Origin of the sequence: Pedobacter miscanthi (genome assembly GCF_003315595.1) — a bacterium.
GTDB lineage: Bacteria > Bacteroidota > Bacteroidia > Sphingobacteriales > Sphingobacteriaceae > Pedobacter > Pedobacter miscanthi.
The window spans coordinates 1-13437 of sequence record NZ_QNQU01000028.1; the positions used below are offsets into that span (position 1 = coordinate 1).

Sequence of the window (13437 nt, forward strand, 5' to 3'; positions counted from 1 at the left end):
ATTTACATGATGAAAGCTATGTTTTTCATGATGAAAGTAATTTCATACCTGTTATTTCCATTCATCATCATTTCAGCTTCTTTCATCACTTAAATTTAACAGATCAGATTAATCGCTATAATTTGCTTCCATCTTATTTAAAATAAAATGGTACGGCTTAAAATACAGCAACTTACAAAAACTTATCAGAACGGGGTGAAAGCCCTTGATGATATTACATTGAACATCGGTAATGGTATGTTTGGTTTATTGGGACCAAATGGTGCGGGTAAATCATCATTGATGCGTACACTTGCTACCCTGCAGCTACCAGATGCAGGGCAGATTTTATTTGACGGGAATGATGTGCTGCAAAATCCGCAGGAAATGCGGAATAAACTGGGTTATTTGCCTCAGGATTTTGGTGTTTATCCCAAAATTTCGGCTTTAGATCTTTTAAACCACTTAGCGGTTTTAAAAGGCCTGCAAAACAAAAAGGAGCGAAAAGAGCAGGTGCTTTCACTTTTACAACAAACCAACCTCTTCGAAGTAAGGAAAAGATCAGTAGGTACTTTTTCTGGTGGTATGCGTCAGCGTTTTGGCATTGCACAGGCTTTATTAGGCAACCCGCAATTGATTATTGTAGACGAACCTACTGCTGGTCTCGATCCGCAGGAACGGAACCGCTTTCATGACCTGCTGAGCGAAATCGGTGCCGACCGGGTGGTGATTCTATCCACCCATATAGTTGAAGATGTAAACGATCTTTGCTCTGAAATGGCTGTAATGGCCAATGGTAAATTGATTTTACAGGGCAAACCGGCAGACTTAACGCAGAAACTGGATGGAAAAATCTGGCGTAAGGTAATTGAAAAAGCTGATTTGTCACATTATGCTGCGCTTTATAATGTGATTTCGACTAAAATCATATCAGGTAAACTGAATTTGTTTGTATTGGCTGATCAAAGTCCGGCTGGAGGTTTTGAAGCGGTTTATCCAGGTTTGGAAGAGGTTTATTTTTCATCTTTATTTGGTTCGGTAAATCAGAATCTGGAGGCAAGGTTATGATCGGTAGTTTACTCAAATTCGAACTGAAATATCATTTCGGGCAGGTATCTTATAAAGTTGCTGCACTTCTGTTTTTTATATTGGGCTATTTCTGTGCAGTTAAAGGTGGCTTTGGTTCGGCAGAGGTTCATAAAAATTCGCCTTATGTAATTACCAATATCACGGCGTTACTTTCGCTGTTTTCTATATTTTCGGGTACCATATTTAGTGCAAATGTGGTATTAAGGGATGCCATGTACCGGATGGAGTCGGTTATTTTTACTACATCAATTAACAAACTAACTTATTTTGGAGTAAGGTTTTTTGGTTTATTCCTGGCCGTTTTCAGTTTGTATATCCTTGTACCGATTGGGATCTTTATAGGTTCTTTTTTTATCGATGCAGATCGTTTAGGTCCCTTAAATATTACCTACTTTTTACAGCCACTTTTCATTTTCGCACTGCCAAATGTATGGTTTGCTACCGGAACATTATTCTGTACAGCTGTATTAAGCAAAAGTGTCAGGGCCATTTATGTGGCTGGTGTGCTGCTTTACATTTTATACATGCTGGCATCAATATTTGGCAACTCACCTTTGCTGGCTACTTCTACCATGAAAGCTGGTACACCTAACGTTTTGCCTTTACTTTTAGATCCTTTTGCCTTAGCATCCTTTTTTGGTGAAACCAGAACCTGGACGGATCTGCAACGCAATCAAAACCTATTTCCTTTAGAAGGAACATTTCTGTTCAACAGGATGTTATGGATCGGCATTACCGCATTAATCACTATAATTTCTTACAGGCTCTTCAAATTCGGATCGCAGCACGAGCGGCAGGTGAAGGTAAAAACTGTTAAATCAGAGCAGGTCGCATTTATCCCATATCGCCTTTTGCCGGTTTCATCAAATGGTTTAAGCTATTATTTCGCTACTTTAAAAATACAATTTAAGCTTGAAATGATTTTCCTGTTTAAAAATATCCCCATTATGGTGATGCTTTTATTGTGGGTGTTTCTGTACGGGGTCGAATTAAAAGATCAGTTGTTTAGCGGTGTTTATGGCATCCACAGTTATCCCGCAACCGGTATGATCATCGAAGAAATGCGTTCCATGAAATTTGGATTGATCCTGATCTTATTTTACACAGCAGAAAGCATCAGCAGAGAAAAAACGGTCAATATCCATGCGTTAATTTATAGTACCCCTGTTCAAAATTCAGTCATCTGGATGGCAAAATGTGGAAGTCTTTTTCTTTTGGTATTTACGCTGATTACTTTAAACATTGGGATCGGTATTGTTCTACAGGTTACGCACGGTTATTTCCAGATCGAACTGCCTCTTTATTTAACTTTATACTATTATAGTGCGTTGCCAATGTTGCTTTTTGTGGTGCTGATGATGTTTATACAGAATTTAAGCAGCAACAAATACCTGGGGATGGTATTGGGTATGATTGTGGTGTTTTTGATTTTGTATGCCGAAAGGTTCGGAATTGAACATTACCTGCTCCGTTTTGCTACGGTGCCCGATCTGTTGCATTCTTATTTCAACGGTTTCGGTTATTATGCCACGGCATTTAACTGGTACATGTTATATTGGTCAGCTTTCGCTGTTGTAATTGCCCTTTTAACTATCGGAATGTGGCAAAATATGGTTGAAATAAAAGCCGGTAACGGGTTTAAATCCGTCGTTAAAACATTTAAACGACATAATTGGATGGCCATTTCTGCATTGCTGATCTGGATTTCCGCTGCTGCGTTTATTTACCATCAAACCAATACTATCGGGAAATATCAGAATAAACAGGCACAACTGGAGTGGCGTTTAACTTATGAAAAGAAATATAAATCATTAGCAAATTTGCCTCAACCGGTTATCAAATCGGTTAAAACGAAGGTAGATTTATATCCAAATGAAGGAAAATATACAGTAACCGGCACTTATCTGCTGAAAAATGAAACAGAACTCCCTGTTTCCAAAATCTGGATTTATATCGATCCTGAAGTAACTTCTTTTTCTGTAAACATTATTGGTGGCCGAAACAAAGAAACGGATGAACGCTTTGGTCAGCAATTTATTGATTTGAGAAAACCATTACTACCCCATGAAGAGATCAACATGAGTTTTTCTATGGAGGTAATCCGATCAGGATTTGTCCCTATAAATAAGGAAAATGCTATTGTAAAAAACGGAACCTACATCGAACTGGAGAAATTTGTCCCCCATTTTGGTTACTGTTATAGTTTTGAAAGTGATAATAAGCCAGAGCGTAAAAAAGCAGGTTTGCCCGAAATTGCTACGCCTCCCACATACAATCGCACTTACGAATTAATTGATTTAGAAACCACCATTTCTACCGAAGCTGATCAAAAAGTGATTACGGTTGGTGAGTTACAAAAAGAGTGGCTTTCGGAAAAACGCAGGTATTTTAAATATAAAACAGTTCAACCAATCAATTTTATGTTTGCATTGAGCAGTGCAAGATATTCGGTTAAAGAAGAAAAACATAAAGGAGTAGATCTGCGTATTTATTATCAGCCAGGACAGGAATATAACCTTAAAAGCATGTTTAATGCCGTAAAAGATGCATTGGATTATGGTACTGAAAATTTTGCCCAATACCCTTTAAAACAATTCACCATCGCCGAAATTCCACAATACAAAGGGGCGGCCACAGCTTACCCAGGCGTGGTTTTTAGTGCCGAGAACATTAATTTTCTGGGTAATTATAGTAATAATACTATCGATCAGAGTTATGCCATTGCAGCTCACGAAACTGCGCACCAGTGGTGGGCAAATAAGCTGTCGCCAATGGATGGACCGGGTTATGCCATGCTTACCGAAGCACTGGCTAAATACACTGAAAATGTGCTGATTGAAAAGCGGTTTGGTAAAATGTACCTGCGCAAATACCTGGCCTACGATAATAATCTCTATTTTTTGAACAGGAACAATAATGCAAAGGAATTGCCATTGGCTAAAACCTTAGATCAGCCTTATGTGCATTACCAAAAAGGTGGATTGATCATGTACGCAATAAAAGAATTGATAGGCGAGAAGCAGTTTAATTCGGTATTGCAGCAACTTATTGCAGATCACGAATATCCAAAATCTAAAGCTACTGCTACTGATTTTGTAAATGCGCTGTTAAAACAAGCTTCGCCTGAACAAAAAAAGTTTATAAATGATTGTTTTAACCAGGTGGTGACTTACGATTTAGGCATCAAAGTACTTACTTGTAAAACCCTGGAAAATGGTAAATATAAAATAGATTTAGAAATAGCTGCTGAAAGGTTAAGTGATGGCAATAAACAACTGCCTGATCTGGAAATAGATTTGGCCTGTTTTAACCAGCTGGAAAAGGATTGGGATGTAAAGACAAAACCGATTTATTTTAGGAAGTATAACATCAGGCAGAAAAAAAGCAAAATTTCAATTATTGCCGGTTGTAAACCAAAAACGATAGCTGTTGATCCTTATGGGTATTTGTTAGATGCAGATAGGAGTGATCATGTTGTGGTTGTGGAGTAAAAGAGGCGTCGTTCCGTTCATTTCGTCATTCATGCTTGCGTTCGTTTCCAAACAAGTGCACAAATAGTTGCTCGATTATCGTTGTAAACGATATACTGTTCAACGGAAATGGTTAACCACCTTATACACCTGAGAATATCTAAGCTATTGGATATTTCTTTTTGTAGCGTTAGATTCGGTTTGACCATATAAGGAATATAAGGATCATGTAACTTATATGCCCTAAAATGTCTTATATGGTAAAAAAAATAGCCTAATTATCAATTATTTACATTGGCGTCATTTCGAGCGGAGTGCAACGAAGTCGAGAAATCTATCTAGATAGATCCCTCTATAGTCGTAGCGTCGCGCTACGACATTCTGTATTTTAAAACAATAAACAAGTGCACAAATAGTTTCGATTATCGTTGTAAACGATATACTATTCAACGCTCGTTAGAAACGAGCGTTAGCGGAATTTATTTCAGTATCTTTCTTCCAAGATAGACCCTGAAATGAATTCAGGGTGACGAATCTTAGTTAGAGTCTTAGCGGGACGCTAAGACCAAGATGAGAAGTTAAGACAAGATGTTATATTAATTAACCCTAAATACCCTTGGGGTGCACTGCATCTGGCGTTTGAAAAAGATATTAAAATTGGCCGGATATTCGAAACCCAGGCAATAAGCAATCTGTGCAATGTTCCACTCGGTATGTTTTAGTAAAGCCACGGCTTCGGTTGCAATCCTTCTCGAAATGTGCTCTGAAGTTGTTTTACCTGTTACCTCTTTTACCGCATGGTTGAGGTGATTTACATGTACCAATAAACGGCAGGCAAAATCGTGGGCTGTTTTTAACTCCAAAATATGTTCGGTAGAGCCGATCGGAAATTGCCTTTCCAATAATTCGAGAAACAAAGCTGTTAATCGTGCAGATGCGGTATTCTGTTTAAAAAGAACATCCTGGGGTTTTACCTTTAAACCTTCGTGAACAATGAGCTGCACATAGTTCCTTAACAAATCATATTTATGGATGTAATCGCCATCCATTTCTTTCATCATTTTGCAGAAAATATCCCTCAGGGTAATTTCCTGCTCTTCATCGATATGGATTACCGGACTGTCGTTTATGCGCCATAATAACGAATCGCGTAGGGTTTCGTTGCGGTTATGGATAAAATTTTCAGTAAAGAGGCAGAAAAAACCAGCTGGTTTTGGAGAAGTACTTTCCCACGAATAGGGGATATTGGGGTTGGTAAACAATAAAGCCCTGCCTTTAATTTCAATCTGTGCATCAGGGTAGTGCAAAATCCCGTTCCCAATGATCAGGGAGATTTTATAAAAGTCCCTCCGGCTAAAAGCCGAAGGGATATTGGTACAAACGGTACTTCTGTTAAAAACATTAAAGTGCCCTAAATCATTGATCATCCCTAAGCTTGGCGTAGGGATCTCTGGCCGCGTAATTTTCAGCCTATTATAAAAATCCTCTAAAGTTTCTTTTTTTTGAAGGGTAGAAAGCTCCTGATTTTTTGATAACATAATTAATCCTTAGTAACGTAAAGTTATGGTTTAATCACCATTCCTTCATGCATTTCCTCGGTAGGTTCTGCCACTAATTTGTCACCTTCTGTTAAATCGCCGAAAATTTCAACTTTATCGTCGGTTTCCCTGCCTTTTTTTACAGCTACCTTAACCGCTTTGTTATCAGTTACTTTTAATACAAATAGTCCTTCACTGGTATCCAATAAGGCTTTTTTAGCAATGGCAAACGTGCTGGCGTTGGCTGGTAAAGGTATATTCAGTTCTGCAACCATACCCGGCAACAAAACTTTCGAGGCATTTGGTACATCCATCTCCACACGTTCTGAGCGTAAACGCAGGTCTAAAGCACCCGATAAACGTTTTGCTTTGGCTTTAAATGTTTGGTTTGGTAAAGATTTTACGGTGAAACTGATCTCATCACCAGCTTTTAAATAGCCGGTATACACTTCAGGAATAGATACAGCCAAACGCAGGTTTTTCTGATCCTGTAAGGTAAACAAAGGTAAATCAGAACCTTTTCCTGTTGGACCAACGTAAGCACCCAAATTTACATTCCTGGCCGAAATAACACCGCTGAAAGGTGCCCTGATGGTTAAATAATCCTGAACCGATCCTACTTCTTTATAAGCGGCTTTTGCGGCTTCGAGCTGAGCCAGATCGGAGTTCTTTTTAGCCAGCGCCTGATCGAGGTCGTTGGTAGAAATGGTTCCGGGAGTTTTGCTGGTTTCGTACAAACGGTTATAATTGGCTTTACTTGCGGTATAAATGGCTTCCTGTGCTTTTATCCTTGATTGTGTTGCAGCCAGTTGCGAAGTCATTTCCGGAGCTTCTAAAGTCATTAACAACTGACCTTTTTTTACTTCCGAACCGATATCTGCATTTAAGGTTTTAACAAAACTGCTCACCTTGGCATATAAATCTACCTGTTGAAAAGCGATCAGTTCGCCCGGTAAGTTCAATTGGGTCGATAATTTTTCTTTTTTAAGATCGAAAGTTGCTATTGCCGCTTCTTTCTCTTTTTTTGCCGGAGCTTTTGATTCTGAAGACCCACAGCCATACATGGCCGTAAGCATTAAAAATCCTGCACTCAATAATCCTGTTGAAAATATCTTCGTATTCATTTGTGATGATAAATTTATTCGTTTTCTTCTAAACCTTTAATGTAGTGGATGCTGTCTTTATCTTCCGGATCGAGCGACATCGAATCGGTAGTTTGTTTGCCCTGAACCCATGCAAATACCAATGGCAATATAATCAATACCGCGAAAGTTGAAAATATCAAACCACCGATAACTGCCCTGCCCAGCGGCGAAACTGCTCCGCCACCTTCGCCATGGCCGATAGCCATTGGCAACATACCTGCAACCATGGCAATACTGGTCATAATGATCGGGCGTAAACGTAAAGCTGCTGCCTCGCGTGCCGATTGTAAGGCATTGCCGTTATGCTTCCTTAACTGTTCTGCATTGGTAATCAAGAGCACAGCATTGGCAATAGATACCCCGACCGACATGATGATACCCATATATGATTGAAGGTTTAAGGTAGATCCGGTAAGGGTTAACAACAGCAATGAACCCAAAATTACAGCTGGTACCGTGGTTAAAATTACCAATGGAACTTTAAACGATTGGAAATTGGCGGATAACATCAGGAAAATAACCACAATCGCCACAAATAAACCCGATTGTAAGCTATCTAAGGTATCATTTAATACCCTGCTCAATCCAATTGGGCTAACATTTAATCCCCTCGGCAGTTCGCCAAGGTTTTTAATGGCTTTATCTACGTCTTTTGATGCTGTGCCCAGATCGGTGTGGTAAAGGTTTGCCGTTACCGATAAGAAAGGCATGGCACCAATGTTATCATTTTCACCGGCAGTGGTATCAGGGGTGATTTTAGCCACATCGCTCAATACCGGGCGGGCAGCATTTTTTAACAAAGGTATTTCTCCGATATCATCCTTGCTGCTCATCTGGTTTAGCGGTACCTGCACCTGAACGTTATAAGGTAAGGCTGCTTTTTCATCCAGCCAGATATTTTTATCTGTATAACGTGATGATGAAGTTGAAGCAATCAATGATCTCGAAATATCGGCCATATCTACCCCGATCTGTGCCGCACGTGTTCTGTCGATATCGATATTCAAAGACGGATATTTGATCGGCTGCGCAATCTGAACATCACGCATATAAGGGATCTGCTTCAGCTCTGCAAGTATTTTATTGGCATATTTTTCATTCAGCTTTTTGTTTTTACCCGCAATACGTACTTCAACAGGGGTAGGAGAGCCCTGGCTCAATACTTTATCGGTTAATTCGATAGGCTCGAACGAAAGTTTAACATCTGGTAAAAGTTTTTTGATTTTATCCCTGAACTGATCTTTAAAATCGTCCATGTCTTCTTCAAAATCTTTTAAACTGACCTGGAAAACGGCCTCATGCGGACCAGCCATGTATTGATAAATCGGGTTTACGGAGAACTGCGAAGGGTGCTGACCTACATACACAGAAGAAATACCCACATGTTCTGCGCCAACCATTTTTTTAAGTTCGGCCAGTACCACGTTAGCTTTTTCTTCCGTACGCTCTAAACGGGTTCCATCAGGTGCACGCAAACGAAGCTGGAACTGACTTGAATTTACACGTGGTAAAACATCACGACCAATATTGGCTAATAACAAGGCGGCCAAACCTATAATTACAACTAAATAAATTAAAACCACTGATTTTCGGTAAGGCAATATCCTGTCGAGAAAACGCATAAAACGGTTTCTGAATTTGTCGAAAAAGCCGATTTTGCCATCGCCGCTAAAATCTTCACGTTCAACCAGAACCCTTTTTTGGTTCAGGGTATCGTTTTCTGTTTCGATGTTGATTCCTGTTGCTTTAAAATCAGCCTCATCCTGTGTAATGCCCGGATGATGTGCAGCTCCTTTTTTAGGATGTGCAATCATCAGCCAGTTGGCCATAATTGGTACAAATGTTTGCGATAGCAGGAACGAAACCACCATCGAAAAACCGATTGCAAGCGCCAGTGGCAAAAACAAAGCACCCGGAATACCTGTCATGGTGAATGCTGGTGCAAACACAGCAAGAATACAGAAAAGGATCAGTAATTTAGGGAAAGCGATTTCCTTACAGGCATCCCATATCGCAAGCGCCTTGGGTTTGCCCATATCAAAATGCTGGTGGATGTTTTCTATCGTTACCGTTGATTCATCGACCAGGATGCCGATGGCTAAAGCCAATCCACTCAAAGTCATGATGTTAATCGTTTGTCCGAATAATTTAAGGAACAATACCCCCGAAATGATGGAAGTTGGAATGGTAAGTATTACAATCAGCGCTGCACGTTTATCGCCCAGGAAAAGCAACACCATTAAACCGGTTAAAATGGCACCGATTGCCCCCTCACTGATTAAACTTTTTACAGAGTTGATTACATATACCGATTGGTCGAACTCATACGATAGCTTAACATCTTCGGGTAAAGTATTCTGGATATTAGGCAGGTTTTTCTTTAAGTTTTTAACCACATCCCAGGTAGAAGCATCGCCTGATTTGGCAATACTCAAATATACTGAACGTTTACCATTAACAAGGGCATACCCCTGAACCAGGTCAGCACCATCTTTAACGGTTGCTACATCGCGGAGCTGAAGATTTTGTACACTGCCCTTAAACAATGGGATATTTTCGAAATCTTTAACTTTTTTGATGGTATAATTAGTAGGGGTAAGGTAGTTTTTATCACCAATCCTCACGTTTCCTGAAGGTGCTGTCTGGTTGTTTAACCTGATGGCCTCTACCACCTGATCGACCGTTAAATTGTGCGAACGAAGCAATGATGGATTAACATTGATCTCGATCGTACGCGGGCTACCTCCAAAAGGCGCAGGAGAAAGTAAACCCGGGATTGCCGAGAAACTAGGGCGCACATAGGTATTTGCCAGATCCTGCAGTTCGTTATTGGTGCGGATAGGGCTGCTTAATACCAGCTGACCAACAGGTAGTGATGAAGCATCAAAACGGATTACGAAAGGAGGTTGCGAACCCGGCGGGAAAATGGCCTGTGCCCTGGTAGACAGCGCACTCAGCTCAGCCGCGGCCTGCGCCATGTTGGTACCTTCGTAATAGGTTAATTTCATCAGCATTAAACCCTGTGTATTTTTGGTTTCGATACTTTTGATACCGTTTGCAAAAAGCAGGATGTTAACGTATTGCTTACCGAAATAAGCCTCCATTTGATCTGGTGTGTAACCACCAAAAGGGTGGGCAATATAAATAACCGGAAGGTTCATCTGTGGCAGGATATCAACCTTGATCTGGTTGATGGCTCCAATACCGAAAAAGAACAGCCCTGCTACTAAAACTAAGATGGATATGGGTTTGCGGAGTGCGAAACGTATTAAATTCATTTATATAGCCAGATTAAAATTCATTGATAAATATGTCGTAGTTGCCCAAAGCTGCCGATTTTAACAGCAAAGCCTGCCAAACGTTAGTAAAAGCAATATCCCTGTCGGTTTCGGCACGGTTTAACGTAAAAAGTGCCTGTGTAAGGTCAACCAAAGTGGTTAAACCGTTTTTGTAGAGGGTATTTTTCTGTAAGTAGGCATCAGAGGCAGCTTTAACCTGTATAGGCGCTTCCTTATAATTGGCCAGCGCATTGTTGAGTTTGGTTTCGGCAAGGGCCAGTTGTGCCCTTAACTGCTGATCGACCAGGTTATACTCTTCTTTTAAACCCTGACTAATGTATTGTTGTGCACGTACCTGTGGGCGATTTTTAAGTAAAGTAGATAAATTCCAGGTCATTCCTATGCCAATCAAATAGTTTCCCCTTGTAGGGTTAATGCCATCAGCATAACTGGTAGAATAAGCACTCTGATCGAGGGCATAACCCGGGCCAAAACCCGATCCCCTGCCTTGCATTACACCAAAAAAAGTAAAGGTTGGATAGTAAAGTTTTTTGAAATAGTTGACCTGCTGATCGCTTACATCAACGCGGTTTTGGTAAAACTTTAAGAGGGGATGTGAACTTTTAACCACAGTATCTTCTAACAGGTTTCCGGGAATGCGGGCAATAGATGCGGTATCCAGGTCGTAAGAGGTGGCGGTTAAGCCCATCAAAACACCCAAACGGTTGGCCTGTTCCTGCTCAAGGTCTTTTGCTTTCGTTAATGCGATTTTGGCGTTCGAAACTTCTGCTTTAGCAAATGAAGAATCTACACCTGCAATAAGTCCGTTTTTTGCCCTGATGATGGCCGTGTTTTGAAAAGTAATGGCGCGGTCGAGATTTTTCTGTTGCGATTTAGTTAACCTTTGCGCGGCCAACAAGTTTAAGTAAGCGGCCGAAACACGGATTTCCTGTTGGAATTTTTCCTGCTCCAGGTCATTTTTATCCCTTTGGTAAGCTGCATTGGCTACTTTTATCCTATCCCTGATTCTTCCAAACGTGAAAAAATCCCAGTTAATATTCGCCAGGTAAAGTCCGCCGAAAGCAGCATTCCAGTTCTGTTTGTCTAAAGCTGGGCCAGACGAAGCTGTTCCTAAACCACCTAAACCATACTGCGGACCATTTTGTCCGTTAATGGTTCCGTAATCTTGTTGGGCGCTTAAACTGAAATTGGGCAGATATTCTCTTTTGGCCTGCTGGATAGAGGATTTTGATGCATCTGCATAATTGTTTTTGGCCTTAATAGTGCCATAATTGGTAATTGCGGTGTTAACAGCTTGTTTAAGGCTAAGCGTTTGAGCACTAACACCAGCAGATAAACTAATAAATAATAGTAGTGAAGAATAAAATAAAGATGTACGAGACATAGTGTATAATTTACACGGCAAATGTAAATTATGGCAGCAATATCAAAGTATTTGGTTCAAATCAAAAATTATGCGAATCAAATAATAATCGAAATGTTACTTAATGACCTATAAAAACACCCTTTTTACCAATGTAGCGGGATCCAATTTGAGATTATGCCTTAAAATAAGACAAAAGGATTACAATAAGCCATTTTTACTTTAAAAATAAGTCGTCATTGCGATGAGGCTTTTTCAGCCTAGGAAGCAATCTTACAACGATCGATATTAGCATCCGCTTTAAGATTGCTTCGTCGTTCCTCCTCGCAATGACAACTTTTTTGTCTACCCCTCTTCAGTATAGGTTTTGAAGTTATCCAAAATGGCCTGCCATCCGCCGCGCTGCATTTCGATCGGGTTAGTCGATTCGGGATCGAAAGTTTCAATTACCCTGGTTTGTTCGCTCAACGCTTCAAAAACGATACTCACTTTTCTGCCATCTTCCAAACTATATTCAATTTTTTTGTTGGTATCAACCGCGGTATAAGTTCCACCGAAATCGAAACTCATGCTCCCATCTTTTGCAGCCATGGTGCTCTTAAATTTACCCCCTACTTTTAAATCATTTTCTGAGTAAGGTGTATGCCATTCTGGCGAAGCAAAACTCCATTTGGTAATGTGATCCGGATTATTCCAGAATTCCCAAACTTTTTCTACTGGTGCATTTACTGTTGTTTCTACGGTGATTGTTGCTGTATTTTCCATTTTCTTTAAGTTTAAATTTTATATGATAAAGTTATGGCAACTTTTACAAGCCAAAGAGAGTAATTGCGACAAAAAGAGGGGTAAATACCACTGTTATAAAAACTAATTACTAACCACTGATGAACAGGATAAACACATATAAATATTTTCTATTCTGTACCAACCCTTAACCAACATACCAATTGCTTAATGTAAATCAGTATAAATGAAAGTCACCGTGTCTTTAGATGCCAATCCACTCATATTCCCTCCGTTGTAAAAAACTTTGTAAGTTGATCCTTTTTTCAGGTCGTAAGCTTTAAGCAGATCAGCATTTGCCACTAAACTATCACCGGCATTTACTTTCGAATAACTGGTTGCCGGAGGAAGCATTACCCTTTTAGCCATTGGACCTTTGTATTGCGCTTCTTCACCTTTTTCATTGGTGATACTTAAATAATTGCTCATTAAAGGTTCAAAAGGGGTATGCCAGATGCAGAAACTTTTGGTAGAATCGGTATTGTTATACACCACAAACCTCAATAATAAGGGGTCGCCGGGCGCAACATTACCATTTACCTTAATTCTGGCCTCAAGTGAATCGGTTTTGCCAGGCATGCTGGTTTCGGTTGTGCTTTCGCTTTTTGCCGTATTTCTGGTGGCTTCGCTACAGGCAGAAAACAATACTAAAAGGGCGGGGATAATTAATCTGATGTTTTTCATGAGAAGTTTTTTTGTTAATAAGCAAATGAAGAACCATATTGTTTGCTTTAAACTAAAACGATTAAGTAATCTGCAAGTTGAAAATGT

The 13437-nt window shown here is 40.0% G+C and carries 8 protein-coding genes; 2 read left to right on the forward strand and 6 right to left on the reverse strand.

Going from position 1 to position 13437, the window contains the following annotated elements:
- Nucleotides 1–147: 147 nt before the first annotated feature.
- Together DRW42_RS24160 and DRW42_RS24165 are read left to right on the forward strand one after the other, a co-directional pair.
- Entirely contained in the window at nt 148–1047 is a 900-nt protein-coding gene (locus DRW42_RS24160) for an ABC transporter ATP-binding protein (RefSeq protein WP_113951442.1), read from the forward strand.
- Complete coding sequence (locus DRW42_RS24165) at nt 1044–4559, forward strand: ABC transporter permease/M1 family aminopeptidase (protein WP_113951443.1); 3516 nt, start codon at nt 1044–1046, stop codon at nt 4557–4559. Before DRW42_RS24160 ends, DRW42_RS24165 begins: the two co-directional genes overlap by 4 nt.
- Before the next feature lie 575 nt (nt 4560–5134).
- On the opposite strand, the gene DRW42_RS24170 is transcribed toward DRW42_RS24165, so the two are convergent.
- The 6 genes from DRW42_RS24170 to DRW42_RS24195 all read right to left on the reverse strand — a co-directional run bounded on the left by DRW42_RS24170 (nt 5135) and on the right by DRW42_RS24195 (nt 13350).
- Nucleotides 5135–6076 (reverse strand): helix-turn-helix domain-containing protein, encoded by a 942-nt coding sequence (locus tag DRW42_RS24170; RefSeq protein WP_113951444.1) that lies wholly within the window; start codon nt 6074–6076, stop codon nt 5135–5137.
- 23 nt (nt 6077–6099) lie between these two features.
- Entirely contained in the window at nt 6100–7200 is a 1101-nt protein-coding gene (locus DRW42_RS24175) for an efflux RND transporter periplasmic adaptor subunit (RefSeq protein WP_113951445.1), read from the reverse strand.
- 14 nt (nt 7201–7214) lie between these two features.
- The gene (locus tag DRW42_RS24180; RefSeq protein ID WP_113951446.1) at nt 7215–10499 is read right to left on the reverse strand and encodes an efflux RND transporter permease subunit; all 3285 of its coding nucleotides are present in this window, start codon (nt 10497–10499) and stop codon (nt 7215–7217) included.
- Nucleotides 10500–10512: 13 nt separating this feature from the next.
- On the reverse strand, nt 10513–11904 hold the full coding sequence (locus DRW42_RS24185) for a TolC family protein (protein ID WP_113951447.1): 1392 nt from the start codon (nt 11902–11904) through the stop codon (nt 10513–10515).
- 324 nt (nt 11905–12228) lie between these two features.
- Nucleotides 12229–12648: an SRPBCC family protein gene (locus tag DRW42_RS24190; protein ID WP_113951448.1), complete on the reverse strand. Its 420-nt coding sequence runs from the start codon at nt 12646–12648 to the stop codon at nt 12229–12231.
- A 186-nt stretch (nt 12649–12834) separates the two neighbouring features.
- Nucleotides 12835–13350: a protease gene (locus DRW42_RS24195; RefSeq protein WP_113951449.1), complete on the reverse strand. Its 516-nt coding sequence runs from the start codon at nt 13348–13350 to the stop codon at nt 12835–12837.
- Nucleotides 13351–13437: the final 87 nt, after the last annotated feature.